This is a genomic window from Pseudomonas sp. BW16M2 (assembly GCF_014268865.1).
Classification (GTDB): Bacteria; Pseudomonadota; Gammaproteobacteria; order Pseudomonadales; family Pseudomonadaceae; genus Aquipseudomonas; species Aquipseudomonas peradeniyensis.
Window position 1 is genome coordinate 24,472 of record NZ_JABWRI010000001.1, and the last position, 26,323, is coordinate 50,794.

Sequence of the window (26,323 nt, forward strand, 5' to 3'; positions counted from 1 at the left end):
CCAGGGTCCATGCCCGCGCCCAAGGACGCGGGCCACCGGGGGGCTTGCGTATTACGAACGACCGATACCGTTGCACACGTTGGTGTTGGCGATATCCAGGCCTTCGTTGCCTGCGTTGGTCAGGAAGGCCTTCTTGATTTCATCGGCGAAGGCGGCGGGCACGGGTACGAACGAGTGGATACCGATGGCCAGGTCGTGGTTGCCGCTGTACAGGTCGTTGAGGAAGCCACGAACAGCGGTGGCGTCGGCGGCGTCCTTGTAGCACTGGCCAACCAGCAGGTTGGTGTAGCCGACGATCGGGTAGCCAGTGGTTGGGACCGGCTTGTCGCTGGCGCCACGGCCGAAGGTGACAGCCCAGCTGGCCGGGTTGGCGCGGTTGGCGGTCGGCGCGGTGGCGCTGGCCAGGGCGGCCTGGGCGTTGTCGACGGTCGGCAGCACGGCGGTGCCGCTGGCCAGCTTGCTGACACGGGCAACCTGGGCGTTGTTGGCGGTATCGACGAAGTCGGGGCTGACGTAGCCGATGGCGCCGTCGGTGGCATTGACTGCGTTGATCACGTCAGCGCTGCCGGCCACGCCCTGCCAGGTGCTCGGCTCGGTGCCGACGTTGGCGCTGGTGAAGGTGCTGCTGACCGAGAAGGCGGTCGGGCAGCTGTCGTTGAGGAAGCGTGCCAGCAGCTCGGTGGTGCCGCTGCTGCCGGAACGGTAGATCACCTTGATCGGGGTGGTGTCGGCGGTGCCGAGCAGTTGGCCCCAGGTGGAGATGCTGCCGGAGAACACGCCGCACAGCTGCGAAGCGTTGACCTGCAGGTCGCTGACACCGTTGCGGTGGTAAGGGATGGTAACGGTGGTGCCGACGGCCGGGATCTGGATCAGCTTGCCCCAGGTGGCGGCGCGGTTAGTGTCGTAGGTCGACAGTTCGCTGGCGCTGAGCACCGAGTCGGAACCGGCGAAGTCGACGTTGGTGCCGGCCGGCTGGTTGATCGACGCAGGGGCGTTGGTCAGGAAAGCGGTCTTGCCACCGCCGCTGCCCACGCCGGTGTAGCTGAAGCCGCTTGGCAGGATGCCTTCCCAGGTGGCGTTGCCGTTGTACAGCGGCTCAGGCAGGGTGGCGCCGCCACCGACAACAGCAGCCATGGATTGGGCCGAAGCCAGGGTAGCAGCCACCAGGGAGGCGGCGATCACAGTACGCTTAAACATGAAGCAATCTCCTATCGTCGTGTTCGTACGTTGAGTGGGTCGCGCATTGCTGTGGCCACAGGCTGCATACCCTGATCCAGAGGGGCTGGCGGCCTGTCCACGGAGGCAACATTCGCAGCTTGTGGTGACAGGCAGAGGAAAAAACATCGGGAGTTCGGCGGGGAAAAGCTCGGGTGTCGGGGGGCAGTTTGCGGGCTTGCGGCGGGCTGGCCAGGGGCCGGGGCAGGCAGTACGGGAGGGATCGATCCGGAGGATGGCGGATCAGGCACTCGGGAGATTGGTCAGGGGAGAAAAAAACATTGCGCCAGTGCCGGCCACTTCACAGTGGCCGGTTGGTCATGGGCGAGTCTTCAGGGTGCGGCGACCTCGCTGGGCGTCGCCAGTTGCAGGACCTCGCTGGTGTAGGCCCACTCTTGCTGGACCTTGTCCGGGTGCTCGTTCAGGCGGATGCCATAGGACGGAATGATCTGCTTGATCTTCGCCTGCCACTCGGGCGTGGCCACCTTGTCCTTGAACACCTTGTTCAGCAGGTCGAGCATGATCGGCGGCGCGGTCGAAGCGCCCGGCGAGGCGCCGAGCAGCCCGGCGATGCTGCCATCCTTGGATGTCACCACTTCGGTGCCCAGCTTCAGCACCCCGCCCTGGTTTTCGTCCTTCTTGATGATCTGCACCCGCTGGCCGGCCTGCCACAGGCGCCAATCTTCCTTCTTGGCCTCGGGGAAATAGGTCTGCAGCGCGGCGAAGCGGTCATCGTCGGACTGCATCAGCTGGCCGATCAGGTACTGCACCAAGTCGAACTCGCGTACCCCGACCCGCACCATCGGCCAGGTGTTGTGCAACGACATGCTGGCAAACAGGTCGAGCAGCGAACCTTCCTTGAGGAACTTGGTGGAGAAGGTGGCGAACGGCCCGAACAGGATCATGCGCTTGCCGTCGAGCACCCGGGTGTCCAGGTGCGGCACCGACATCGGCGGCGCGCCGGTGGCGGCGATGCCGTAGGCCTTGGCCATGTGACGCTGGGCGATGGCCGGGTTGTCGGTGACCAGGAACGAGCCACCCACCGGGAAACCGGCATAGTCCTTGGCCTCGTCGATGCCGGACTTCTGCAGCAACGGCAGCGCCGCGCCACCAGCGCCGATGAACAGGAACTTGGCGTCGGTAGTCGAGGTGCTGCCGTCCTTGAGGTTCTTGTACTCGACGTGCCAACTGCCGTCGTCGTTGCGGGTGATGTTCTCGACCTCGCTGGACAGCTTGAGGTCGAAGTTGGGCCGGGTCTGCAGGTAGCCCACGTACTGGCGGGTAATCTCGCCGAAGTTGACGTCGGTGCCGATCGGCGTCCAGGTGACGGCGAGTTTCTGGTTGGGGTCGCGCCCTTCCATCATCAGCGGCACCCACTTGGCGATCTGCGCGTGGTCCTCGGAGTACTGCATGGGTTTGAACAGCGGGCTGGCCTGCAGCGCTTCGTAGCGTTTCCTGAGGAAGCGGATGTTGTCGTCGCCCCAGACGAAGCTCATGTGCGGCGTGGTGTTGATGAACGAGCGCGGGTTCTTCAGCACCCCCTGCTTGACCTGCCAGGCGAGGAACTGGCGGGTGACCTGGAACGACTCGTTGATCTCCACCGCCTTGCTGATGTCGATCTTGCCGTCCTTCTCCGGGGTGTAGTTGAGCTCGGCCAGCGCCGAGTGGCCGGTCCCGGCGTTGTTCCAGCCGTTGGAGCTTTCCTCGGCGACCTTGTCCAGGCGCTCGACCATCTCCATCGACCAGCCCGGCTCCAGCTCGTTGAGCCAGACCGCCAGCGTGGAACTCATGATGCCGCCGCCCACCAGCAGCACATCGACCCGCTTGCTGTCGGCGGCATGGGCGTGAAGGCCCAGGGCCAGGACCAGTGCCGCGACTGCCCACCTGGGCGTTTTGCTGATGTTCATGTGCTCTCCCGTATTGGTCGTTCCGTGCGTCTGCGCAAACAAGCTTAGCCGACTGATTTAATCGGGTATGGTCAGGGTGCTGGTTATCGCCTGTACCGGCCCTATCGCGGGGCAAGCCCGCCCCCACGCTGGAACCCTGTTCCCTGCGTGACAGCGCAGCCCGCAAAGGCTGTGTGATCTCCTGCAGGGAGCAGAGTTGCAGGCATCACCAGCGTGGGAGCGGGCTTGCCCCGCGATAGGGCCGGTACAAGCAGCCGATAATCGCCCGCTTTATACGGTCCACCATTTGACCAAACTAACTGGATAGTACAATTATCGAAACATCCAAAAACAACAAAGCGACTCCCCGTCATGACACCCCGAATCCTCGTGCTCAACGGCCCCAACCTCAACCTGCTGGGCACCCGCGAACCCACCCAGTACGGCCACGAAACCCTCGCCGACCTGGCCCGCCTGTGCGCCGCCAGCGCCGCCGAGCTCGGCCTGGAACTGGAGTTCCGCCAGACCAACCACGAAGGCGAGCTGCTCGACTGGATCCATGCCGCCCGTGGCCGCTGCCACGGCATCCTGATCAACCCCGCCGCCTGGACCCACACCTCGGTGGCCATCCGCGACGCCCTGGTGGCCAGCGAGCTGCCGGTGATCGAGGTACACCTGTCCAACGTGCACAAGCGCGAGCCGTTCCGCCACCTGTCGTTTGTCTCCAGCATCGCCGTGGGGGTGATCTGCGGCCTCGGCAGCCAGGGCTACCGCATGGCCCTGAGCTACTTCAGCGAACACCTGCGCGAGCACACGGCATGAACGGCCCGGGCATCCTCGCCGGCCTCATCGGCCGTGGCATCCAGGCTTCGCGCACCCCGGCGCTGCACGAGCGTGAAGGCGACGCCCAGGCGCTGCGCTACCTGTACCGGCTGATCGACGCCGACCAGCTGGGCCTGGACGACAGCGCCCTGCCCGCCCTGCTCGATGCCGCCGAGCGCACCGGGTTCACCGGGCTCAACATCACCTTCCCGTTCAAGCAGGCGATCCTGCCGCTGCTCGACGCGCTGTCGGACGAAGCCCGCGGCATTGGCGCGGTGAACACCGTGGTATTGCGCGAGGGCCGGCGGGTGGGCCACAACACCGACTGCCTGGGCTTCGCCGAAGGCTTGCGGCGCGGCTTGCCCGGCGTCGCGCGGCGTCAGGTGGTACAGCTGGGCGCGGGCGGCGCGGGCGCGGCGGTGGCCCATGCGCTGCTGGCCGAAGGTGTCGAGCGCTTGCAGTTGTTCGAAGTGGACCAGACCCGCGCCCGGGCGCTGGTGGACAATCTCACCCAGCGTTTCGGCGCCGGTCGCGCCGTGCTCGGCGAGGACCTGGCCAGCGCGGTGGCCGACGCCGATGGCCTGGTCAACACCACGCCCGTGGGCATGGCCAAGCTGCCCGGTACCCCCTTGCCACCCGCGCTGCTGCACCCACGGCTGTGGGTGGCGGAGATCATCTACTTCCCCCTGGAGACCGAGCTGCTGCGCCATGCCCGGGCCCTGGGCTGCCGCACCCTGGATGGCGGCACCATGGCGGTGTTCCAGGCGGTCAAGGCCTTCGAGCTGTTCAGCGGGCGCCCGGCCGATGCCGAGCGCATGCAGGCGCACTTCGCCAGTTTCTAGCAAGGCCGCGCTTGCGCAATCTGGGCTGCTCCGCAATGAAGCGATGCAGCCCTCAGGTCCCCGCCACCGCACCGATGAAGTTGGCCAGTTCCACCGTGCGCGGCGCAGCGAACACTTCGCGCGGGTGACCGGTCTCGTGCACCTTGCCCTGGTGCATGAACACCAGCTTGTCGCCCACCTCGCGGGCGAAGCGCATCTCGTGGGTGACCATGACCAGGGTCATGCCCTCCTTCGCCAGCTGGCGCACCACGCCCAGCACCTCGTTGACCAGCTCCGGGTCCAGCGCCGAGGTGATCTCGTCGCACAGCAGCACCTTGGGCGACATGGCCAGCGCCCGGGCGATGGCCACCCGCTGCTGCTGTCCGCCGGAAAGGCGGTCGGGGTAGGCGTCGATCTTGTCGCCCAGCCCTACCCGCTCCAGCATCCGCTCGGCCAGTTGGCGCGCCTCGGCCCTGCCGGCCTTCTTCACCACCTGGGGCGCCAGCATCACGTTCTCGCCCACGGTCAGGTGCGGGAACAGGTTGAACTGCTGGAACACCATGCCGACTTTCTGGCGCAGCGCGCGCAGGTCGGCACGGCCGGCGTCGAGGTACTCGCCATCCACCTCGATCACCCCGTCGCTGATCGACTCCAGGCCATTGAGGGTGCGCAGGAAGGTGCTCTTGCCCGAGCCACTGCGGCCGATGATGGCCACCACCTCGCCCTCCTCGATGCTCAGGTCGACCCCCTTGAGCACGTGGTTGTCGCCGTAGTATTTGTGCAGCGCGGACACTCTAAGCAGGGGCATGCAGCCTCCTTTCCAGGTAACGGGCGCTCAGCGAGAGCGGGTAGCAGAGGATGAAGTAGCCCACGGCCACCAGGCCGTAGATCAGGAATGGCTCGAAGGTGGCATTGGCCAGCATGCCGCCGGTCTTGGTCAGCTCGGTGAAACCGATGATCGAGGTGACCGCGGTGCCCTTGACCACCTGCACCGAGAAGCCCACGGTCGGGGCGATGGCAATGCGCAGGGCCTGGGGCAGGATCACATGGCGCAACTGCTCCAGGCGGCTCATGGCCAGGCTGCCGGCGGCCTCCCACTGGCCCCGTGGGATCGCCTCCACGCAGCCACGCCAGATCTCGGCGAGAAAGGCGCTGGTGAACAAGGTCAGGGCGATGGCCGCGGCCATCCACGCCGACACGTCGATGCCGAACAGGGCGATGCCGAAGAACACCATGAACAGCTGCATCAGCAGCGGCGTGCCCTGGAACAGCTCGATGAACGCGCGCGCGGCTCCGCGCAGCAGTGGCCGGTCACTGATCCGCGCCACCAGCAAGATCAGCCCGGCGACGCTGCCGCAGGCGAACGCCACCAGCGACAGCAGCAAGGTCCACTGCAACCCGGTCATGAGGTTGCGCACGATATCCCACAGGGTGAAGTCCATTCAGCGTCTCCCCATCAGCAGGCGCTGGCCGATCCAGGCCAGCAGCTGGCGCACGACGATGGCCATCAGCAGGTACAGCAACGTGGTCAACAGGTAGGTCTCGAAGGCGCGGAAATTGCGCGACTGGATGAAGTTGGCGGCGAACGACAGCTCTTCGGTGGCGATCTGCGAACACACCGCCGAACCGAGCATGACGATCACGATCTGGCTCGACAGCGCCGGCCACACCTTGGCCAGGGCCGGTTGCAAGACCACGTGGCGAAATGCCTCGAAACGGCTCAGCGCCAGCGCGGCCGCGGCTTCGAGCTGGCCCTTGGGGATCGCCTGGATACCGGCGCGGATGATCTCGGTCGAATAGGCGCCCAGGTTGATCACCATTGCCAGCACCGCCGCCTGCCACTCGCTCAGGCGCACGCCCAGCGCCGGCAGGCCGAAGAAGATGAAGAACAGCTGGACGATGAACGGCGTGTTGCGGATCAGTTCGACGTACAGCCCGAACAGCGCGTCGAACGGCCGCAGACGCCAGGCCCGGGTCACCGCGCCGAGCACGCCGATGGCGACCCCGAGCACGGTGCCGACCAGGGTCAGCTCCAGGGTGAACAGCATGCCCCGCAGCAACAGGTCGCCCTGCGCCAGCACCGGGGCGAAGTCGAATTGATAGGCCATCGCTCAAATGCTCAGAGGTCAGCCGGCAGCGGCTGCTTGAGCCACTTCTCGGCGTTGCGGTTCAGGCTGCCGTCAGTCCTGGCGGCGTCGAGGGTGGCGTTGACCTTCTGCAACAGCGCCGGCTCGTTCTTGGCCAGGCCCACGTAGACCGGAGAGTCCTTGAGCTTGATCTTGAGCACCGGCACCTTGGCCGGATTCTTCGCGGCGATGGCGGCCATCACCACGCTGCCGCTGGCGATCAGCTCGACCTGGCCGGACAGATAGGCGGCGATGGTCGAGTTGTTGTCCTCGAAGCGCTTGATGATCGCGCCCTTGGGCGCCACGGCGCTCAGTTCCATGTCCTCGATGGCGCCGCGGGTGACGCTGATGGTCTTGCCAGCAAGGGCGTCGATAGCGTCGACCGGTGCCTCGGCCGGGCCGAACACCGCCAGGTAGAACGGCGCATAGGGGCGCGAGAAGTCGATCACCGCGGCGCGCTCGGGGTTCTTGCCCAGGCTCGAGATCACCAGGTCGACCTTGCCGGTGGTAAGGAACGGGATGCGGTTGGTGCTGTTGACCGGGGTCAGGGCCAGCTTGACGCCAAGCTTGTCGGCCAGCAGTTGCGCGGTGTCGATGTCCAGGCCGCGGGGCTTGAGGTCCGGGCCGACCGAGCCGAACGGCGGGAAGTCCTGGGGCACGGCAACCTTGAGCACGCCGCGGGCGGTGATGTCGGCCAGCGCGTCGGCCTGGGCCAGGGGCATTGCCAGAGGGGTGGCGCAGAACAGGGTGGCCAGGAACAGGGAGCGGAACGTCTTCATCGAAAGGCCTCGCAGGAGTCCGGAAAGGGGCTGCGATGCCAGTGCACGGGCCATGCCAGCCGTGGGCAAAACACCCGCGATCGGCGTGCCGCAAGGCGCCGATCAGGTCTTACTGGTCTGAACAGTTGTGACCTCGAAGCATCCCGTGCCCCGCTTTCGCGCAACGGCCGCAGGGCCTGCGCCAGGACGAGGCAAGGCTTGCCACGCCGTGCCGATTGCCCGTAAAAGGGAGGCCATCGCCCTCAGACCGGTCTGAACAGCATGCTCGCCACCGCCACGCGTCCCGTCCCGGAAATCGCCCTGCAGGCCATCCGCCAACTGATCGAGCAGGACGGCTACCAGCCCGGCGACGCCCTGCCTTCACAGCGCGACCTGGCCGAACGCCTGGGCGTGAGCCGGGCGTCGCTGCGCGAGGCGTTGTCGTCGCTCAGCGCCCTGGGACTGGTCAGCGTGCAACCGGGCAAGGGGGTGTTCGTCCAGGCTCCGGCCACCGGCCAGCCATCGCCGGGCGGCTTCGCCTGGCCCTATGCCGAACAGGTCTCGGCCGCCGACACCTTCCAGCTGCGCTACGCCCTGGAAGGCTTCGCCGCCGGCCAGGCGGCCCTGGCGTTGACCGCCGATGACCTGGACGCGTTGCAGGCCAACGTCGAGGCAATGGCCGTGGAGTTGCGCGCCGGGCGCTTCGAGGCCGCCGCACGCCTGGACTTCGCCTTCCACCAGCGCTTGCTGCAGGCCAGCGGCAACCGCGCGATGCTGCAGGTGATCACCGCCAGCCAGGATATTTTCCTGGAAAGCCAGAAGCTGCCGTTCATTCGCCCCGAGCGGGCCATGGAAACCTGGCAGGAGCACCGCAAGATCCTCCGCGCCCTCGCCCGCCGCTCCCAGGCCGGTTCGCAACGGGCGATGCAAGAGCATATCCGCAACGCCGCGGCGCGCACCGGGGTGGTGTTCGCCGGTTGAGCGGGGTCAGGCCTTGATGTAGCGCATCACCGCCTCGCAGATCACCTGCTTTTGACGCTGCTTGACCTGCTCGTCAGCCAGGTCGATCTGGAAGATGTCGCCGAAGGTGTGGCGGTTCGATACCCGGTAGAAGCAGAACGAGCTCATCAGCATGTGCAGGTCGATCACCTCGATCCCCGGGCGGAACACACCCTGCTCCACGCCACGGGCGAGGATCTTGCCCAGCGCGTCGAGCACCATGCTGCTCATCTCGCGGATCACCGGCGACTGCTTGACGTATTCGCCGTAGTGGATGTTCTCGGTGCAGACGATGCGCACGAAGTCGACGTTGTCGGCATGGTGGTCGAAGGTGAACTCCACCAGGCGCTGGATCGCCTGCTCGGGCGACAGCGAGTCGAGGTCCAGGCTGTGCTCGGTCTTGCGGATGTCGCCGTAGAGCTTGACCAGGCATTCGACGTAGAGCTGCTCCTTGCTGCCGAAGTAGTAGTAGATCATGCGCTTGGAGGTGGCGGTGCGCTCGGCGATGGCGTCGACCCGGGCGCCGGCCAGGCCCTGCTGGACAAACTCGGTGATGGCGGCCTGGAGAATGTTCTCGCGGGTCTTTTCCGGGTTGTTCTTGCGCGATCTGCGCAGCCCTTCGATTTCAGGCTTGGCTACCGAATCACTCATACCGACTCACAGGCTCGTTATAGGAATCCGGGCGATTATCCGTGAGCCGGGCGGTGCAGGGAAGCGTGGTGTTGTGAGCGGCTGCCGCCCCCATCGCGGGGCAAGCCCGTTCCCACGCTTCGTGCGTGATTGTCCAGCCCTAGAGGCTGCGCAGTAGTGCAAAGAACAGAACAGCGAGCATCACCAGCGTGGGAGCGGGCTTGCCCCGCGATGGGCCCCTGATTCACAACACCGCCGTGCGCCCCGCCCCGCTGCGCGCCTTGGCCATCGCCGCCAGGCGCACCGCCACGTTGGCCGCGCCATACCCGGCGTAACCGCCCTTGCGCTGCAGGATCTCGAAGAAGAAGCGCCCCTCGAACGGCTCGGTATACACATGGAACAGCTCGCCACCCTGGCCATCGCGGTCATACAGCACGTTGTAGTACGCCAACTCGCTGAGGAACTCGTCATCGAACTCGAACCGCGCCGCCAGGTCGTCGTAGTAGTTCAGCGGGATCTCCAGCAACGGCACGCCGGCCTCCTTGGCCCGGGCCACCTCGCGGAAGATGTCGTCGCAGTCGAAGGCGACATGGTGCACACCCGAGCCGCGATAGCTGTCCAGGGCATGGGCGATGGCGGTGTTGCGGTTCTCCGAGATGTTCAACGGCAGGCGCAGGCTGCCGCACTGGCTGCGCAGGGCACGGCTCTTGACCAGGCCATAGGGATCGGGCAGCACCACCTCGTCGTCGGCGGTGAAGTCGAACAGGCTCTTGTAGAACAGCACCCAGCTGTCCAGCGCCTCGGCCGGCAGCGCCAGGGCCATGTGGTCGATGCGCTTGAGCCCTCCGCTGGCGCGGGCGTTCTGGTCCAGGTGGAAATCGGTGTCGTAGAGGCTCGGGCCGCCAACGTCCGGCTCCACCAGGTACAGCAGACTGCCGTCGGGCGCGCGCACCGCCGGGATCTCGCGTTCGTTGGGGCCGACCAGGCCACGGAACGGCTGGCCACGGTAGGCGGTGGCGCGCCGCAGCGCGGCTTGGCCGTCACTCACCCGCAGCGCCGTGGCGCACAACGACGGGCCATGGGCCTCGAAGAAGTTATGGGCGAACGAGTAAGGCTCGGCGTTGAGCACGATGTTGATATCGCCCTGGCGCAGCAGGCGCACCGCCTTGCTGCGGTGTTCGCCGGCCTCGGCGAAGCCCAGGCGCTTGAGCCACACGCCCAGGCGCGCGCCGACCGCCTCGTCGACGGCGAACTCGAGAAACTCCACGCCGTCGTAGCGGCTTGCGGCAGGCGGTGCGAACAGCACGCCAGGCTCGGCGGCCCGTGCCTCACGCTCCAACTGAAGGCGGGTCTTCTCCTCCAGGTACAGCAGTGAACGCAAGCCATCGGCAGCGTTTTGCCGGGGCGGCGCTGCACGGAAACCGTCGTTGAAGATCTCCAGCGACAGCGGACCGCGATAACCGGTGGCGAGGATCGGCGCAAGGAAACCCGCCAGGTCCATCTCGCCCTGCCCTGGGAAGCAGCGGAAATGCCGGCTCCACTCCAGCACGTCCATGGCCAGGATCGGGGCGTCGGCCATCTGCACGAAGAAGATCTTCTCGCCGGGGATGTCGCGGATACCGCTGGGATCGCCCTTGACCGACAAGGTGTGGAAGCTGTCGAGGATCACCCCCAGCGCCGGATGATCGGCCTGGCGCACCAGGTTCCACACCTGCTGCCAGGTATTGACGTGACGGCCCCAGGCCAGCGCCTCGTAGCCAATGCGCAGGCCCCGGTCGCCGGCATGTTCGGCGAGCAGGCGCAGGTCGTCCACCAGCAATTGCTCATCGCCCAGGGCGTCGGGCTGAACGTTGCTGCACAGCAGCACCAGGTCGGTGCCCAGTTCCTGCATCAGGTCGAACTTGCGCTCGGCGCGGTCGAGGTTCTTGTGCAGCCGATCGCGGCGGCAGCCCTCGAAATCGCGAAACGGCTGAAACAGGGTGATCGCCAGCCCCAGGTCCGCGCACAGCTGGCGGATCTCGCGAGGGCTGCCGGCGTAGTACAGCAGGTCGTTCTCGAAGATCTCGACGCCGTCGAAACCCGCGGCGGCGATGGCTTCGAGTTTTTCCGGCAGGGTGCCGCTCAAGGAAACGGTGGCGATCGAACGGTGCATGGCGGGTATTCCTTGTTATTGAGGGAGGCCTGGGCAGGTCCGGCCCTATCGCGGGGCAAGCCCGCTCCCACGTGCGCAATGCTCTCGTGTAAGCGGCTCACGTGGGAGCGGGCTTGCCCCGCGATAGGGCCGGTACGGACAACACCTGGCACGATCGATTATTCGCAGGTAAAGTCGCCCCGGCAACGCACTTTGTACGGAACAGTTAGTTTTTGTTCGATTACCGAACAAAACCCGTTCCGGCGAATTGATTCACCCACCCCCGTGAACAACCATGAACACCAGTCGCAGGCCCCGCCGGCCCTTCTCGCTGCCACGCCGGTCGTTCGGCGGGCCCTGTGCTGCAACGCCCAACGTCACCACATAATAAGTTCAAGAAAACGGGTACCGACCTATGCACACCTTGCTCGCCCTGCGCTCCGCACCGCCGCGTTCGTCTTCTCCCTACAGCCCCGTTGCCGTGCCCTGCGCGCGCTGACCATCCGGCCCCCTGACAAGAACAACGGAGACAACATGGCCCGCTCAAGCTCCCAAGCCAAGAAAGCCACCGCCAGCGGATGGATCGGCTCTGCCCTCGAGTACTACGACTTCTTCATCTACGCCCAGGCCGCGGCGCTGATCTTCCCGCAGATCTTCTTCCCCTCCAGCGACCCGAAGATGGCCATCATCGCCTCGCTGGCCACCTACGGCGTGGGTTACCTGGCGCGCCCGATCGGCGCCTGCGTGCTCGGCCACTGGGGCGACACCCGCGGGCGCAAGAACGTGCTGCTGCTGTGCATGTTCCTGATGGGCCTGTCGACCATGGCCGTGGGCCTGCTGCCCACCTACCACGACATCGGCCTGCTGGCCCCGGCGCTGCTGGTGGTGCTGCGCCTGGTCCAGGGCTTCGCCGTGGCCGGCGAGATCTCCGGGGCCAGCTCGATGATCATGGAACACGCGCCGTTCGGCCGCCGCGGCTACTACGCCAGCTACACCCTGCAGGGCGTGCAGGCCGGCCAGGTGATGGCGGCGGCGGTGTTCCTGCCGCTGGCCTACTTCATGCCCAGCGAGGCCTTCAACGAGTGGGGCTGGCGCATCCCGTTCCTGATGAGCGCGGTGGTGCTGATCGCCGGCTTCATCATCCGCAAGGAGGTGCACGAGACCCCGGCCTTCGTCCAGGAGGAGAAACAGGACAAGGTCGCCAAGTCGCCGATCGGCGAAGCCTTCCGCCACAGCTGGAAGCACATGGTGCTGGTGATGTTCATGGCGTTGATGAACGTGATCCCGGTGGTTGCCACCATCTTCGGCGCGGCCTACGCGGTGCAGCCGGCCTACGGCATCGGCTTCGACAAGAGCGTGTACCTGTGGATCCCAGTGGTGGGCAACATCGTCGCGGTGCTGGTGATCCCCTTCGTCGGCAACCTGTCCGACCGCATCGGCCGTCGCCCGACCATGATCGCCGGCTGCCTGGGCTCGGGCCTGCTGGCCTTCGCCTACCTGTACGCGATCAGCATCCAGAACGTGCCGCTGGCCTTCGCCGCCTCGATCCTCATGTGGGGCATGGTCTACCAGGGCTACAACGCGGTGTTCCCAAGCTTCTACCCGGAGCTGTTCCACACCCGCTACCGCGTCTCGGCCATGGCCATCGCGCAGAACATCGGCACCATGATCACCGCCATGCTGCCGGCGCTGTTCGCCGCCGTGGCGCCACCGGGCTCGGAGCATATCTGGCTGGTGGTCGGCGGGCTGGCGTTCCTGGTCACCTGCGTGTGTGCGTTCGCCGCGTACCTGGCGCCGGAGACCCATCGACTGGCCATGGAAGACCTGGGCAACCCGCAGGCGCGGCCGATGGATCGCGAGGTCTATGAATCCGGCCGCAAGGCCACCGCGAAAGTGATGAGCCACTGATGGCATAGCCAGTCACCTGACATTATTGCCAGGTGACTGGTTTTTCACAAACTGCTCTGCTGTGGGCGAGGGTTAAACCACAGGAGCAATCCGATGAAAGTGCGCAATTGGAAAACAGCGTGGGCGGGGGTATTGCTGGCGATGGTCTCGGTAATGTCCGCGCAGGCGGCCACGCCACTGTTCACTGTAGAAGCCGGGCAGGATACCGCCCAGTTGAAGAAGACCGCGACAGGTTACCTGAAACAATTGTTGGCTGAACCTGCCAACGTCGAGATCAATCTGGTCAAAGTGGATGCGCAGTTGGTCAATCCACAGACCCAGGAAATCACCGTCACGACACCCGATGGCAAAACTGCAGCTTTCCACTTGCGACCCTCCAAACCCTTGAAGTCCGGATTCGACAGCTGGGTGGGCTACAAGGCCTCTGAGTGGAAGAAAAAACACGCCAGCCAATCGAAGAACGAGATCGATTACGACCCGCGCTACTATCTTTCGCTCGTGCGTCAGCAGGACAAGGTTGTCGGCAGGCTGATCGTCGATGGGCAGGTCTATCGTCTTGACTACATAAGCCCTGGCCAGCATGCACTCATAAAGGTGGATGAGTCGAAACTACCGGCGGAATCCAAACCGTTACCGGCCCCTGGGGCCAGCGAAAAAATCCCAGCGTCCGATAAGACCAAACGTCCTGACTACTACGTCGTTCGTGTGCTGCTGGTATCGACCAAACCTGTGCGCGAGAGCAAGCCAAACTACAAAGAGGAACTGATTGGGGCGTTACAGGATGCCAACCAGTACTTTGCAAACAGCAGGATGAACGTCCTCTATGACCTTGCTGCTATATACGACTCCAACTACGAAGGCGACGGTAGTGACCTGGACGAGCTGAAAAGCAAGGACACCGAGCTGGGCAGGATGGTCTGGAAATACCGCAACGCGCTGAGCGCAGACCTGGTCTCGCTGTATGGCACCTTCACCGAGTCCTGTGGGGTCGCGTACAGCTGGTCGACCAAAGACACCGCGTACAGCGCCATCAGTTGCCCTTCGTCACTGGCCCATGTCCTTGGCCAGAACTATGGCGGCACCGTTGGCTGGAACCCCGCGCCTACCAATCCACTCAACCATGGCTACAAGCACGAGACCGCCCCTGAGTTCCATACCCAGATGGTCACTGCCCACGACGCCCTGCCCAACTTCTCCAACCCCAGGGTGGAATATCAGGGCAAGCCCATGGGTGACGCGCTGCATGACATGGCTCAGTTCATTGAGGATAAGAGGGCAGAATATGTGAGCAGTTTCTACGGCCCGCTCAGTGCAATCAGTCTGTCACTATTTGAACAACCGGACTTCCAGGGAAAGGAATGCTACCTTCAGATTCGCTCCGGGCAACCTCTGAATATTTCCAGCGCGTGCGATGAGCAACCTGTGCGGTCCTTCAGGCTGACCAATATCGGCATTGCACAGAGACTTTGCCTCTATGATGGACCAGGAGAACGCCACGTGTGCTACACGAGAACCGCCGAAGGTGCAGATGATGTCAGTGTCAAGAATATTGACGATTCAAAAGATGTGCCCGCTGGCTACACACGCAAGCAGAAAGGCAGAGCACTGGATGGCGCCGTTGCAGATGCCCTGCATGGAGGTAATGCTGTCCTGCTGTTTGCAGAGAAAAATTTCAAATCCCCGATGTGCGGCTTTAGCACTTACTTTGACGATTACCTGATAACTGAAGAAGTTGGCTGCCCTCACGACGCGGGCGGCAAGGCACTTTCAGCACGTATCTTCTACTATTCACCTGACGGTGGCTCCCACACTAACTACTGGACTTTCTACAATGAAGACCGTAGTCGGGCATTGAATTTCAAAGGCGATCTCTACGGTAAATTCGGGATAGCCGACTTCGATTCCCCCGATGGTATTCCAGCCACTATCGAGAGGACTCAGACAGGCGGTGCCATGAACGGTAACGTGTTTCGCTTCAGGTTCAGCAATCTTCCGCCCAATTAAACGTAGCTCGAACGCGCCAAGTCATTGAAGGCGGTGGGGTCGCTACGCGGCCCGCTGCCTTCAATCAGGCAACCGATACCGCTCGGCAAAGTACTGCCGAAAAAACTCCACCGCCACCCGCACCTTGGCCGAACCGGCCAAGGGCGCGGTGTACACCGCCCAGATATCCGCCGCCTGCTGGTAGTCCGGCAACACCTGCACCAGCCGTCCCTCGGCGATGCTGTCGTGCACGTCCCACCACGAGCGCAGCAGGATGCCCCGCCCATCCAGGCACCACTGGTGCGCCACCTCGCCATGGTTGCTCGACAGCCCGCCGGTCACCCGCACGCTCTCCTCGCCCTGCGGCCCTTCCAGGTGCCATAGCCCGAACGGGTGGTCACGCTCCTTGATCACCAGGCAGTCATGGCTGGCCAGGTCCGCCAGCACCCGCGGCGTGCCATGCTCGGCCAGGTACGCAGGCGCCGCGCACAACACCCGGCGGTTGCGCGCCAGGGGCTTGGCGATCAGGTGCGGGGCGATCACGTTGCCCACGCGGATGTCCAGGTCGACGCCTTCGGCGATCAGGTCCACCAGGCGGTCGTGCACGTCCAGGCGGATGTCCAGGCGCGGGTAGCGCGCCGCCAGTTCCGACAGCGCCGGCGCCACGAAGCGTCGTCCCAGGCCCAGGCTGCTGGCGATGCGCAACTGCCCGACCGGCTCGCGCTGGCCGGCGTTGAGGTCGTCGTCCATGCGCTGCAGGGTCTCGAAGATCTGCTGCGCCCACTGGTATACCCGCTCGCCCTCCTCGCTCACCGTCACCCGCCGGGTGGTGCGGTGCAGCAGGCGCACGCCCAGGCTGTCCTCCAGCAGGCGGATGCGCTTGCTGACGAACGCCGCCGACATGCCGCGCTCGTCAGCCACCGCGGCGAAGCTGGCGCGGCGGGCCACCTGCAGAAAGATGTCGAGGTCGTCCAGGTTCGGCAGATTATTCACGATTCGTGCACCAAGAATTGATGGATTGCCGGATTATCTCCGAAGCACAGCCTTATAGCATGGCCGCATCTTCCCTGAACACGAGAGGCGCCCCATGACCAAGACCTTCAAGATCGCCGCCATCCCCGGTGACGGCATCGGCAACGAAGTCCTCCCCGAAGGCCTGCGCGTGGTCGAGGCCGCCGCCCGCAAGCACGGCCTGAACCTTGAGTTCGAGTTCTTCGAGTGGGCCAGCTGCGACTACTACCTGGCCCACGGCAAGATGATGCCCGACGACTGGTTCGACCAGCTCAAGGGCTTCGACGCCCTGTACTTCGGCGCCGTCGGCTGGCCGGACAAGGTCCCGGACCATATCTCGCTGTGGGGATCCTTGCTCAAGTTCCGCCGTGACTTCGACCAGTACGTGAACATCCGCCCGGTGCGCCTGTTCCCCGGCGTGCCCTGCCCGCTGGCGAACAAGCAGCCCGGCGACATCGACTTCGTGGTGATCCGCGAGAACACCGAGGGTGAGTATTCGTCCCTGGGCGGGCGCATGTTCGAAGGCACCGACAACGAGTTCGTGCTGCAGGAGTCGGTGTTCACCCGCCGTGGCGTGGACCGCATCCTCAAGTACGCCTTCGACGTGGCGCAGACCCGCGAACGCAAGCACGTCACCTCGGCAACCAAGTCCAACGGCATGGCCGTGAGCATGCCCTACTGGGACGAGCGCACCGCCGCCATGGCCGCCCACTACCCCGAGATCAGCTGGGACAAGCAGCACATCGACATCCTCTGCGCCCGTTTCGTGCTGCAGCCGGAGCGCTTCGACGTGGTGGTGGCCTCCAACCTGTTCGGCGACATCCTCTCCGACCTCGGCCCGGCCTGCGCCGGCACCATCGGCATCGCGCCGTCGGCCAACCTCAACCCTGAGCGCAAGTTCCCGTCGCTGTTCGAGCCGGTGCACGGTTCGGCGCCGGACATCTACGGCAAGAACATCGCCAACCCGATCGCGATGATCTGGTCCGGCGCGCTGATGCTCGAGTTCCTCGGCCAGGCCGGCAACGACGCCCGCTACCAGGCGGCTCATGACGACATCCTCAAGGCCATCGAGACGGTGATCGCCAACGGCGACACCACCCGCGACATGGGTGGCAGCCGCTCGACCCAGGAAGTGGGCAAGGCCATCGCCGAGCTGCTCGGGGCCTGAGTCGGCGTCAGGTCATCGCGGGGCAAGCCCGCTTCCACAAAGAAGCAATGCGTCTTTCTGTATGCGGGAGCGGGCTTGCCCCGCGATAGCGCCAGCCCAGACAACACCCAACCATCCGGATTGTCCGACGATCCTATTGCCACCCACTTCGATTCAATGCAGAATCTGTAAACCAAAAGATACTTGTTATCTGATAGTTAACAGAAAGGAAAACCCAGCCTCGATACGGACTTCCCCAACGCCTGACGCCTACTACAAAAAAAATGCTCCAGGAGACAATTGATGTCCCCCAATAACAAAAAGATCGACGTGTTCCTGATCGCCGTGAGCCTGCTGGCCGTGCTGCTCACCGTGATCGGCCTTGCTGCCTTCCCCGCCCAGGCCGAAAGCCTGGCCAACCAGCTGTTCGAAGTGGCCACCCGCACCTTCGGCACCAGCGTCCAGGTGCTGGTGTTCGGCAGCTCCCTGGCCGTGCTGTACCTGGCCTTCAGCAAGTACGGCAACATCCGCCTGGGCGCCGGCAAGCCGGAGTATTCCACCACCACCTGGGTGTTCATGTTCATCTGCGCCGGCATGGGTTCCTCGACCCTGTACTGGGGCGTGATGGAATGGGCCTACTACTACCAGACCCCGGGCCTGAACATCACGCCGATGTCGGCCAAGGCCCTGGAGTACAGCGTCAGCTACTCGTTCTTCCACTGGGGCATCAGCGCCTGGTCGATCTACGCCCTGGCCTCGCTGGCCATGGCCTACCACTTCCACGTGCGCAAGAAGAGCGGCCTGAACCTGGCCTCGATCATCGAGGCGGTCACCGGCTTCAAGGCCACCGGCCCCGTCGGGCGCGCCGTCGACCTGATCTTCCTGCTGACCATGATGGGCGCGCTGACCGTGTCGCTGGCACTCACCGCCTCGACCCTGACCCGTGGCCTTGCCGACCTGGCCGGCACCCCCAACACCTTCACCGTGCAACTGCTGGTGATCGGCGCGGTGGCGCTGCTGTTCTCGCTGAGTTCGTACATCGGCATCGACGGCGGCCTGCAGCGCCTGTCGAAGATGGTCTGCATCGGCGCCCTGGTGTTCGCCGCCATCGTCCTGCTGGTCGGCCCGACCCAGTTCACCCTGAACAACACCGCCAACTCCATCGGCCTGATGCTGCAGCACTACGTGCAGATGAGCCTGTTCACCGACCCGGCCGGCGACGGCGCCTTCACCCGTAACTGGACGGTGTTCTACTGGCTGTGGTGGGTGTCCTACGCGCCGGGCGTGGCCATGTTCGTCGCCCGCGTCTCGCGTGGCCGGCTGATCAAGGAAGTGGTGTTCGCCCTGTTGCTGGGCGGCAGCTTCGGTTGCTGGTTCTTCTTCGGCGCGCTGGAAAGCTACAGCATGCACCAGTTCATCAACGGCCAGATCGACGTGCCCAAGCTGCTCGGCACCCTCGGTGGCGAAGCGGCGGTGACCGATCTCTTGCTGGCCCTGCCATGGGGCACGCTGTTCCTCGCCGCGTACCTGTTCATCATGGCGGTGTTCTGCGCCTCGCACATGGACGCCGCCGCCTACGCCGTGGCCGCCACCAGCACCCGCAACCTGCGCGAGGGCGAGGACCCGAGCCCGACCCTGCGCCTGTTCTGGTGCGTGGTGCTGACCCTGGTGCCGCTGGCCATGCTGTTCGCCAAGGCCTCGCTGTCGACCATGAAGACCGCCGTGGTGCTCACCGCGATCCCGTTCATGGTGATCCTGCTGGTGAAGATCTACGGCTTCTTCAAATGGCTGGCGGCCGACTACGGCCAGGTGCCGGCGTACCGTATCGAGGAAGAGGCTACCCGCCTGGCCGGCGAGGAGCCCCAAGAGCAAGCGCCTCGCAGCGCGGCGGCGGTGCACTGAGTCTGGATTTGTCGTGGGAGCGGGCTTGCCCCGCAATATGGGCTGCCATCGCTATCGCGGGGCAAGCCCGCTCCCACGCCCTGTCACGAAGCCTTAAAAGCGGGAACCAGGCTCCAGCAAGAAATCCATCTCCTCGCTGGTACTGGGCCGCTCCAGCACCAGGTTACGGTGCGGGAAACGCCCGAAGCGGGCAATCACCCGCTGGTGCTGCTCGGCATAGTCGAGGAAGCCTTCGAACAACCGGCGGTTGGCCTCGGGCTGCTCAGCCAGCAGCATCTGGTAACGCTCGACACACAGGTTCTGCCAGTCCAGCACCTCGGCGTGCTCCAGCACCAGCAGCACGAACACCCGTTGGATCGGCAGCAACTGGTAGTCCCAGCCCTTCTGCAGGCCTTGCATGGCCACCACCTGCGCCCGCCGATCGCCTTCGAAGGCGCGCGGCGTGTCGCGGTGGATCATGCGCGGCAGCTGATCCAGCAGGATCAGCAGGCCAAGCCAGCCCTGCGGGCTCTGCTGCCACTCATCGAGCCCGCCCGAGAGGGCCTGCTCGACCAGGTGGCCGAACTGAGCCTGGGCTTCGGCGTCATGGTGCTTGCCGAACCACAGCGTGTTCTTCTCGTCAGCCACGGCCTGGGCACTAGTGCCCCAACCGAACCACCACTCCAGCAACGGCTGCCAAGGTGCGAGCATGACTTACTCCTTGTGATAGGCGGTGACGCGCTCGACCTCTTCCTTCGAGCCGAGGATCACCGACACGCGCTGGTGCAGGCTCTCCGGCTTGATGTCGAGGATGCGCTCGTAACCGTTGGTGGAGGCGCCGCCGGCCTGTTCGATGATGAACGACATCGGGTTGGCTTCGTACATCAGGCGCAGCTTGCCCGGCTTGCTCGGCTCGCGGGCATCGCGCGGGTACATGAACAGGCCGCCACGGGTCAGGATGCGGTGTACGTCGGCCACCATCGAGGCGATCCAGCGCATGTTGTAGTTCTTCTTCAGCGGACCGGTCTCGCCGGCCAGCAACTCGCCCACGTAGCGCTGCACCGGGGCTTCCCAGTGACGCTGGTTGGACATGTTGATGGCGAACTCGGCGGTGGTTTCCGGGACGCGGATGTTCTCGTGGGTCAGGACGAAGCTGCCCAGTTCGCGGTCCAGGGTGAAGCCCTTGACGCCGTTGCCCAGGGTCAGGATCAGCATGGTCTGCGGGCCGTAGATGGCGTAACCGGCGGCGACCTGCTCTGTGCCTGGCTGCAGGAAGGCATTCTCGTTCAGGCTTTCGTTCTGGCTCAGGTACTGGTTAGGGCAACGCAGTACCGAGAAGATGGTGCCGACCGAAACGTTGACGTCGATGTTCGACGAGCCGTCCAGCGGGTCGAAGACCAGCAGGTAGGCGCCTTTCGGGTATTTGCCCGGGATCTGGTAGGCGTTGTCCATTTCCTCGGACGCCATGCCGGCCAGGTGGCCGCCCCACTCGTTGGCCTCGAGCAGGATGTCGTTGGAGATCACGTCGAGCTTCTTCTGCACTTCGCCCTGCACGTTTTCGGTGCCCATGCTGCCCAGCACGCCGCCGAGGGCGCCCTTGGACACGTGGTGGCTGATCTCCTTGCACGCACGCGCCACCACCTCGATCAGGAAGCGCAGATCGGCAGGGGTATTGTTGCTGCGGGTCTGCTCAATCAGATAGCGACTCAGGGTAACGCGGGACATGTATGGCTCCGAAAGGAATAGGGGGAGAAAAACCCCCGCAGTTTACAGGGAGAGTTGCAGGCTAGCGAGCAAAGAGACTCGTCGGGTGGGGTTGAGTTCAGCAAGCTGCCGGCCAGTGGTCGGTTTAAGCCATCGCGCGGCCCGACTTGCCCCGCGATGCCCCTGGCTCAATCCAACGCCTTCCAGATCTCGGTCGCATACTCGCGAATCGTCCGGTCCGACGAGAACCAGCCCATCCGCGCGGTGTTGAGCACCGCCATGCGCCACCAGTCCTGCGGCGCATGCCACAGCTCCTCGACCCGTCGCTGGGCATCCCAGTAGGCATCGAAGTCGGCGCATACCAGAAAGCGGTCATAAGCGATCAATCCATCCACCAACCCGGCATAACGCGCCGGGTCGTCCGGCGAGAACACCCCGCTGCGGATCGCCTGCAGCACATCCCCCAGGCGATGGGAGGCAGCGACCGCCGCCGCGGCGCCGAAATCGCCGCTGCGCTTGCGCGCCTCCACTTGCTGGGCGGTCAGGCCGAAGATGAACATGTTCTCGGCGCCCACCTGCTCGCACATCTCGACATTGGCGCCATCCAGGGTGCCGATGGTCAGCGCGCCATTGAGGCCGAACTTCATGTTGCTGGTACCGGACGCCTCGTAGCCGGCGGTGGAGATCTGCTCGGACAGGTCCGCCGCCGGGATGATGCTCTCGGCCAGGCTGACGTTGTAGTTGGGCAGGAACACCACCTTGAGCAGGCCACGCACTGTGGGGTCGTTGTTGACCACCCGGGCGATGTCGTTGGCCAGCTTGATGATCAGCTTGGCCTGGTGGTAGCTGGCCGCCGCCTTGCCGGCGAAGATCTTCACCCGCGGCACCCAGTCGGTGCCGGGGTCGTTGCGAATGGCCTGGTACAGCGCCACCGTGTGCAGCAGGTTGAGCAGCTGGCGCTTGTACTCGTGGATGCGCTTGACCTGGACGTCGAACAGCGCCTGCGGATTGACCGTCACCCCCAGACGGTCCTGGATGATGCTGGCCAGGGCGCGCTTGCTGTGCAGGCGCTGGGCGGCGAACTGCTTGCGGAAGGTGGCCTTGTCGGCGAAAGGCGCCAAGGCCTTGAGCCTGCCTTCCGGGTCGTCCAGCACCTCTGGCCCCAGCGCTTCGATCAGCATCGCCGTGAGCTGCGGGTTGGACTGGTACAGCCAGCGACGGAAGGTGATGCCGTTGGTCTTGTTGTTGATCCGCTGCGGGTAGAGCTTGTGCAACTCGGCGAACACCGTGCTCTTCATCAGCTTGCTGTGCAGCGCCGACACGCCGTTGACGCTGTGCGAGCCGAGAAACGCCAGGTTGCCCATACGCACCCGCCGGCCATTGTCCTCCTCGATCAGCGACACCGCGCGCAGCACGTCGAAGTCATGCAGGCCTTTGGCCCGCAGGGCATCGATATGGTAGGCGTTGATCAGGTAGATGATCTGCATGTGCCGCGGCAGCATGCGTTCCATCAGCGCCACCGGCCAGGTTTCCAGGGCTTCGGGCAGCAGGGTGTGGTTGGTGTAGGCCAAGGTTCCGACGGTCAGCTCCCAGGCCTTGTCCCAGGGGATTTCGTGCTGGTCCACCAACAGTCGCATCAGTTCGGCCACGGCGATCGACGGGTGGGTGTCATTGAGCTGGATCGCCGCGGCGTCCGGCAGGTTGAGCAGATCCTTGTGCATGTTCAGGTGGCGGCGCAGCAGGTCCTGCAGCGAGGCAGAGACGAAGAAATACTCCTGGCGCAGGCGCAGCTCCTGGCCAGCCTCAGTGCTATCGGCCGGATACAGCACCCGCGAGATGCTCTCGGCGCGGGCCACCTCGGCCACCGCGCCCAGGTGGTCGCCGGCGTTGAAGCGCTCCAGGTGCAGTTCTTCCAAGGCCCGGGCCCGCCACAGGCGCAGGGTGTTGACGCTGGAGCCGCGCCAGCCGACCACCGGTGTGTCGTAGGCCACCGCCCGCACCGTCTCGCCCGGCCACCAGACCTGGCGCTGCTGGCCATTGCCCTCATGCACGGTCTCGACGCTGCCGCCGAAGCTGATCGGGTAGATCACCTCGGCGCGCTCGAACTCCCAGGGGTTGCCGAAATCCAGCCAGTTCTCGGTCTGCTCCTGTTGCCAGCCATCGACCACCGCCTGGCGGAACAAGCCATGCTCGTAGCGGATGCCGTAGCCATGGGCGGCGATGCCCAGGGTCGACATGCTTTCCATGAAACACGCCGCCAACCGACCCAGGCCGCCGTTGCCCAGCGCCGCGTCGGGCTCGAGCAGACGAATGCGCTCGAGGTCCACGTCCAGCCCCTGCAGGGCCTCGCGGGCGATCTCCAGGTAGCCGAGGTTGCTCAGGCTGTCGTACAGCAAGCGACCGATGAGGAACTCGAGAGAGAGGTAATAGACGCGCTTCTGGCTGCGTCGGTAGGCCCGCCGGGTGTGGTCCATCCAGTGATCGACCATGTGGTCGCGGGCCGCCAGGGCGATGGCTTCGAACCAGTCGTGGTCGAAGGCGTGTTCCGGGTCCTTGCCAACCGCGTAGGTCAGCTTGGCCAGCACGGCGGCGCGAAAGGCCGCCACCTCTGCACTATGGTCCTTTTCGTCACGGGCTTCGGTTTCCTGGGACATGAGGCATCCTCGGGCAAATGGGCGAAAGCGCAGGGAGATTGTTCAGCCTAGACGCTCTGACACGGAGCGACAGCGACGGTTCGCGGTTTTCATCCACCGCTGGCGAAACCGGCAAAAGGTTGTTCACAAATTGAACAACTCCGGTATCATCGCGCGCCCCAAAACCGTGATTTCCCTTGCAAGAATAAAACCGCAACCATGAAACCGACCCTGATCGCCGCCGCCGAAGTCGACCGCCTGGAGACCTGGCAGCGCTATGCCAGCCACATGTGCGGTGGCTGCCACTCGACCTGCTGCACCCTGCCGGTGGAGGTGAAGATCAAGGATCTGATCCGCATCGGCGTGGTGGACGAGTTCGAGAAGGACGAGCCACCGAAGAACATTGCCAAGCGCCTGCAGAAGGACGGCATCATCGAACGCTTCAACCAGAAGTCGGGGATCTTCACCCTGACCCGGATGAGCAACGACGACTGCCTCTATCTGGACCGCAAGAGCCGGCTGTGCACCATTTATGACAAGCGCCCGGATACCTGCCGTAATCACCCGAAGATCGGGCCGCGGCCGGGGTATTGTGCGTACAAGCCCAAGGTGGCTACCCGCTGATCCTGTTTTGTTTTTGAAATCCCGGGGCTGCTGTGCAGCCCCAAATTCTCAAGGCAAACAAAAACGCCCCCGGCCTTTCGACCGGGGGCGTTTTCATTCAGCCTGAACTAATGACTCAGTTCTTGGCTTTCTTGGCAGCGCGGGTACGCTCGCCTTCGTCGAGGATCTTCTTGCGCAGACGGATCGACTTCGGCGTAACTTCGCACAGCTCGTCGTCCTGGATGAATTCCAGGGCCTGCTCGAGGGTGTGGCGAACCGGCGGAACCAGGGCGATGACTTCGTCCTTGCCCGAAGCACGCATGTTGTCGAGCTTCTTGCCTTTGGTCGGGTTCACGCCCAGGTCGTTGTCACGGCTGTTCAGGCCGATGATCTGACCGTTGTAGATCTCCTGGCCGTGTTCAACGAACAGCTTGCCGCGAGCCTGCAGGGTTTCCAGCGAGTAGGTCAGGGCCTTGCCGGTCTCGACCGAAACCAGGACACCGTTCAGACGGCCGGACATCTGGCCCGACTTCATGGTGTCGTAGCGATCGAAGATCGAGGTCAGGATGCCTGCACCGTTGGTCAGGGTCAGGAACTGGTTACGGAAACCGATCAGACCACGGGCTGGAATGTTGTATTCCAGGCGAACACGGCCCTTGCCATCCGGAACCATGTTGGTCAGGTCGCCTTTACGCAGGCCCATCTCTTCCATGACCTTGCCCTGGGATTCTTCAGGGATGTCGATGGTGACGTTCTCGAACGGCTCCTGCTTGACGCCGTCGACTTCGCGGATGATCACTTCAGGACGGCCCACGGCCATCTCGAAGCCTTCACGGCGCATGGTTTCGATCAGTACCGACAGGTGCAGTTCACCACGGCCCGATACCTTGAACTTGTCAGGGGAATCGGTTTCCTGAACGCGCAGGGCTACGTTGTACAGCAGCTCTTTGTCCAGACGGTCCTTGATGTTACGGCTGGTGACGAACTTGCCTTCCTTGCCGCAGAACGGCGAGTCGTTGACCTGGAAGGTCATCGAAACGGTTGGCTCGTCAACGGTCAGCGGCTTCATCGCCTCGACGGTATCCGGGGCGCACAGGGTGTCGGAGATGAACAGCTCGTCGAAACCGCTGATGCAGACGATGTCGCCAGCCTGGGCTTCTTCGACGTCGACGCGGTGCAGGCCGTGGTGGCCCATCAGCTTGAGGATACGACCGTTGCGCTTCTTGCCTTCGGTGTCGATGGCAACAACCGGGGTGTTCGGCTTGACGCGACCACGGGCGATGCGGCCAACGCCGATAACACCGAGGAAGCTGTTGTAGTCCAGTGCCGAGATCTGCATCTGGAACGGGCCGTCACGGTCAACCGACGGGGCTGGTACGTTGTCGACGATCGACTGGTACAGCGCGGTCATGTCTTCGCCCATGGCGGTGTGGTCCAGGCCGGCGATGCCGTTCAGGGCCGAGGCGTAGACGACTTTGAAGTCCAGCTGTTCGTCGGTGGCGCCGAGGTTGTCGAACAGGTCGAAGATCTGGTCCAGAACCCAGTCAGGACGCGCGCCCGGACGGTCGACCTTGTTGATCACGACAATCGGCTTCAGGCCGGCTTCGAAGGCCTTCTTGGTCACGAAGCGGGTTTGCGGCATCGGGCCGTCTTGCGCGTCGACCAGCAGCAGCACGGAGTCGACCATCGACATTACACGCTCAACCTCGCCACCGAAGTCGGCGTGGCCGGGGGTGTCGACGATGTTGATGTGGTAGCCGTTCCAGTTGATGGCGGTGTTCTTCGCCAGAATGGTAATGCCGCGCTCTTTTTCCTGGTCGTTGGAGTCCATGACGCGCTCGTCGTTGAGCTCGTTACGCTCCAGGGTGCCGGACTGACGCAGGAGTTTGTCGACCAGGGTGGTTTTACCATGGTCAACGTGGGCGATGATGGCGATGTTACGCAGATTTTCGATCACAACTGTATCTCGATCAGAGGATTCGGTTGCCGCCAGTGTAGGCGGCCAATATGTACTGTTTAAGGCTCAGCGGGCCCGGCGGTCGGGAGGGCGATGGCGGATGCTGCC

21 protein-coding genes are annotated in these 26,323 nt (G+C 64.3%); 8 read left to right on the top strand and 13 right to left on the bottom strand.

Translation table 11 applies throughout. The features are described 5' to 3' along the window. Window positions 1-51: 51 nt before the first annotated feature. Both HU735_RS00075 and mqo read right to left on the bottom strand, forming a co-directional pair. Window positions 52-1,197: a substrate-binding domain-containing protein gene (locus HU735_RS00075; protein ID WP_186711949.1), complete on the bottom strand. Its 1,146-nt coding sequence runs from the start codon at window positions 1,195-1,197 to the stop codon at window positions 52-54. A 350-nt stretch (window positions 1,198-1,547) separates the two neighbouring features. Further along, window positions 1,548-3,122, bottom strand: coding sequence for a malate dehydrogenase (quinone) (gene mqo, locus HU735_RS00080; RefSeq protein ID WP_186711950.1), 1,575 nt, complete (start codon window positions 3,120-3,122; stop codon window positions 1,548-1,550). A gap of 351 nt (window positions 3,123-3,473) precedes the next feature. On the opposite strand from mqo, the gene aroQ reads away from it, so the two are divergent. Beyond that, window positions 3,474-3,923, top strand: coding sequence for a type II 3-dehydroquinate dehydratase (gene aroQ / locus HU735_RS00085; protein WP_186711951.1), 450 nt, complete (start codon window positions 3,474-3,476; stop codon window positions 3,921-3,923). Then, complete coding sequence (locus HU735_RS00090) at window positions 3,920-4,765, top strand: shikimate dehydrogenase (RefSeq protein ID WP_186711952.1); 846 nt, start codon at window positions 3,920-3,922, stop codon at window positions 4,763-4,765. The genes aroQ and HU735_RS00090 overlap by 4 nt, the downstream gene beginning before the upstream one ends. Window positions 4,766-4,817: 52 nt before the next feature. On the opposite strand, the gene HU735_RS00095 is transcribed toward HU735_RS00090, so the two are convergent. Genes HU735_RS00095 through HU735_RS00110 form a run of 4 tightly spaced genes read right to left on the bottom strand, consistent with a single transcriptional unit; the run spans window position 4,818 to window position 7,649 of the window. Then, entirely contained in the window at window positions 4,818-5,552 is a 735-nt protein-coding gene (locus tag HU735_RS00095) for an amino acid ABC transporter ATP-binding protein (RefSeq protein ID WP_186711953.1), read from the bottom strand. Continuing rightward, entirely contained in the window at window positions 5,539-6,186 is a 648-nt protein-coding gene (locus HU735_RS00100; RefSeq protein WP_050706137.1) for an amino acid ABC transporter permease, read from the bottom strand. Before HU735_RS00100 ends, HU735_RS00095 begins: the two co-directional genes overlap by 14 nt. Continuing rightward, the gene (locus HU735_RS00105) at window positions 6,187-6,852 is read right to left on the bottom strand and encodes an amino acid ABC transporter permease (protein WP_186711954.1); all 666 of its coding nucleotides are present in this window, start codon (window positions 6,850-6,852) and stop codon (window positions 6,187-6,189) included. Between the two features lie 11 nt (window positions 6,853-6,863). Further along, window positions 6,864-7,649 (bottom strand): transporter substrate-binding domain-containing protein, encoded by a 786-nt coding sequence (locus HU735_RS00110; RefSeq protein WP_110739216.1) that lies wholly within the window; start codon window positions 7,647-7,649, stop codon window positions 6,864-6,866. A gap of 261 nt (window positions 7,650-7,910) precedes the next feature. Between HU735_RS00110 and HU735_RS00115 the strand changes: the two genes are divergently transcribed. Then, window positions 7,911-8,609 carry a FadR/GntR family transcriptional regulator gene (locus HU735_RS00115; RefSeq protein WP_186711955.1) on the top strand — a complete coding sequence of 233 codons (699 nt, stop codon included), beginning with the start codon at window positions 7,911-7,913 and terminating at the stop codon, window positions 8,607-8,609. A 6-nt stretch (window positions 8,610-8,615) separates the two neighbouring features. On the opposite strand, the gene HU735_RS00120 is transcribed toward HU735_RS00115, so the two are convergent. Next, window positions 8,616-9,278 (bottom strand): TetR/AcrR family transcriptional regulator, encoded by a 663-nt coding sequence (locus tag HU735_RS00120; protein WP_186711956.1) that lies wholly within the window; start codon window positions 9,276-9,278, stop codon window positions 8,616-8,618. 223 nt (window positions 9,279-9,501) lie between these two features. Next, window positions 9,502-11,409 carry a 3-dehydroshikimate dehydratase QuiC gene (gene quiC, locus HU735_RS00125; protein WP_186711957.1) on the bottom strand — a complete coding sequence of 636 codons (1,908 nt, stop codon included), beginning with the start codon at window positions 11,407-11,409 and terminating at the stop codon, window positions 9,502-9,504. A gap of 513 nt (window positions 11,410-11,922) precedes the next feature. Between quiC and HU735_RS00130 the strand changes: the two genes are divergently transcribed. Then, window positions 11,923-13,296, top strand: a complete 1,374-nt coding sequence (locus tag HU735_RS00130) for an MFS transporter (RefSeq protein ID WP_186711958.1) — start codon at window positions 11,923-11,925, stop codon at window positions 13,294-13,296. A 93-nt stretch (window positions 13,297-13,389) separates the two neighbouring features. Further along, window positions 13,390-15,300 (top strand): hypothetical protein, encoded by a 1,911-nt coding sequence (locus HU735_RS00135; protein ID WP_186711959.1) that lies wholly within the window; start codon window positions 13,390-13,392, stop codon window positions 15,298-15,300. 60 nt (window positions 15,301-15,360) lie between these two features. On the opposite strand, the gene HU735_RS00140 is transcribed toward HU735_RS00135, so the two are convergent. After that, a complete protein-coding gene (locus tag HU735_RS00140; RefSeq protein WP_186711960.1) occupies window positions 15,361-16,272 on the bottom strand; it encodes a LysR substrate-binding domain-containing protein in 912 nt (303 codons plus the stop codon). Between the two features lie 94 nt (window positions 16,273-16,366). On the opposite strand from HU735_RS00140, the gene HU735_RS00145 reads away from it, so the two are divergent. Together HU735_RS00145 and HU735_RS00150 are read left to right on the top strand one after the other, a co-directional pair. Then, a complete protein-coding gene (locus HU735_RS00145) occupies window positions 16,367-17,458 on the top strand; it encodes a tartrate dehydrogenase (RefSeq protein ID WP_186711961.1) in 1,092 nt (363 codons plus the stop codon). A 282-nt stretch (window positions 17,459-17,740) separates the two neighbouring features. Further along, on the top strand, window positions 17,741-19,339 hold the full coding sequence (locus HU735_RS00150) for a BCCT family transporter (RefSeq protein ID WP_186711962.1): 1,599 nt from the start codon (window positions 17,741-17,743) through the stop codon (window positions 19,337-19,339). A gap of 93 nt (window positions 19,340-19,432) precedes the next feature. Here HU735_RS00150 and HU735_RS00155 read toward each other — a convergent pair whose 3' ends face one another. The 3 genes from HU735_RS00155 to HU735_RS00165 all read right to left on the bottom strand — a co-directional run bounded on the left by HU735_RS00155 (window position 19,433) and on the right by HU735_RS00165 (window position 23,676). Then, complete coding sequence (locus tag HU735_RS00155; RefSeq protein ID WP_050707286.1) at window positions 19,433-20,029, bottom strand: DUF924 family protein; 597 nt, start codon at window positions 20,027-20,029, stop codon at window positions 19,433-19,435. Window positions 20,030-20,032: 3 nt separating this feature from the next. Continuing rightward, the gene (locus tag HU735_RS00160; protein ID WP_050707287.1) at window positions 20,033-21,043 is read right to left on the bottom strand and encodes a class 1 fructose-bisphosphatase; all 1,011 of its coding nucleotides are present in this window, start codon (window positions 21,041-21,043) and stop codon (window positions 20,033-20,035) included. Window positions 21,044-21,210: 167 nt separating this feature from the next. Next, window positions 21,211-23,676: a glycogen/starch/alpha-glucan phosphorylase gene (locus tag HU735_RS00165; protein ID WP_186711963.1), complete on the bottom strand. Its 2,466-nt coding sequence runs from the start codon at window positions 23,674-23,676 to the stop codon at window positions 21,211-21,213. A 198-nt stretch (window positions 23,677-23,874) separates the two neighbouring features. Between HU735_RS00165 and HU735_RS00170 the strand changes: the two genes are divergently transcribed. Then, window positions 23,875-24,279, top strand: coding sequence for a YkgJ family cysteine cluster protein (locus HU735_RS00170; protein ID WP_028688402.1), 405 nt, complete (start codon window positions 23,875-23,877; stop codon window positions 24,277-24,279). 115 nt (window positions 24,280-24,394) lie between these two features. Here the strand turns inward: HU735_RS00170 and typA are convergent, their stop codons facing one another. After that, a complete protein-coding gene (gene typA, locus HU735_RS00175; protein WP_050707290.1) occupies window positions 24,395-26,215 on the bottom strand; it encodes a translational GTPase TypA in 1,821 nt (606 codons plus the stop codon). Window positions 26,216-26,323 lie beyond the last annotated feature (108 nt).

Coding starts and splice junctions, on each gene's coding strand:
- HU735_RS00075 (WP_186711949.1), bottom strand. CDS start 1,197: ATGTTTAAGCGTACTGTGATCGCCGCCTCCCTGGTGGCTGCTACCCTG.
- mqo (WP_186711950.1), bottom strand. CDS start 3,122: ATGAACATCAGCAAAACGCCCAGGTGGGCAGTCGCGGCACTGGTCCTG.
- aroQ (WP_186711951.1), top strand. CDS start 3,474: ATGACACCCCGAATCCTCGTGCTCAACGGCCCCAACCTCAACCTGCTG.
- HU735_RS00090 (WP_186711952.1), top strand. CDS start 3,920: ATGAACGGCCCGGGCATCCTCGCCGGCCTCATCGGCCGTGGCATCCAG.
- HU735_RS00095 (WP_186711953.1), bottom strand. CDS start 5,552: ATGCCCCTGCTTAGAGTGTCCGCGCTGCACAAATACTACGGCGACAAC.
- HU735_RS00100 (WP_050706137.1), bottom strand. CDS start 6,186: ATGGACTTCACCCTGTGGGATATCGTGCGCAACCTCATGACCGGGTTG.
- HU735_RS00105 (WP_186711954.1), bottom strand. CDS start 6,852: ATGGCCTATCAATTCGACTTCGCCCCGGTGCTGGCGCAGGGCGACCTG.
- HU735_RS00110 (WP_110739216.1), bottom strand. CDS start 7,649: ATGAAGACGTTCCGCTCCCTGTTCCTGGCCACCCTGTTCTGCGCCACC.
- HU735_RS00115 (WP_186711955.1), top strand. CDS start 7,911: ATGCTCGCCACCGCCACGCGTCCCGTCCCGGAAATCGCCCTGCAGGCC.
- HU735_RS00120 (WP_186711956.1), bottom strand. CDS start 9,278: ATGAGTGATTCGGTAGCCAAGCCTGAAATCGAAGGGCTGCGCAGATCG.
- quiC (WP_186711957.1), bottom strand. CDS start 11,409: ATGCACCGTTCGATCGCCACCGTTTCCTTGAGCGGCACCCTGCCGGAA.
- HU735_RS00130 (WP_186711958.1), top strand. CDS start 11,923: ATGGCCCGCTCAAGCTCCCAAGCCAAGAAAGCCACCGCCAGCGGATGG.
- HU735_RS00135 (WP_186711959.1), top strand. CDS start 13,390: ATGAAAGTGCGCAATTGGAAAACAGCGTGGGCGGGGGTATTGCTGGCG.
- HU735_RS00145 (WP_186711961.1), top strand. CDS start 16,367: ATGACCAAGACCTTCAAGATCGCCGCCATCCCCGGTGACGGCATCGGC.
- HU735_RS00150 (WP_186711962.1), top strand. CDS start 17,741: ATGTCCCCCAATAACAAAAAGATCGACGTGTTCCTGATCGCCGTGAGC.
- HU735_RS00155 (WP_050707286.1), bottom strand. CDS start 20,029: ATGCTCGCACCTTGGCAGCCGTTGCTGGAGTGGTGGTTCGGTTGGGGC.
- HU735_RS00160 (WP_050707287.1), bottom strand. CDS start 21,043: ATGTCCCGCGTTACCCTGAGTCGCTATCTGATTGAGCAGACCCGCAGC.
- HU735_RS00165 (WP_186711963.1), bottom strand. CDS start 23,676: ATGTCCCAGGAAACCGAAGCCCGTGACGAAAAGGACCATAGTGCAGAG.
- HU735_RS00170 (WP_028688402.1), top strand. CDS start 23,875: ATGAAACCGACCCTGATCGCCGCCGCCGAAGTCGACCGCCTGGAGACC.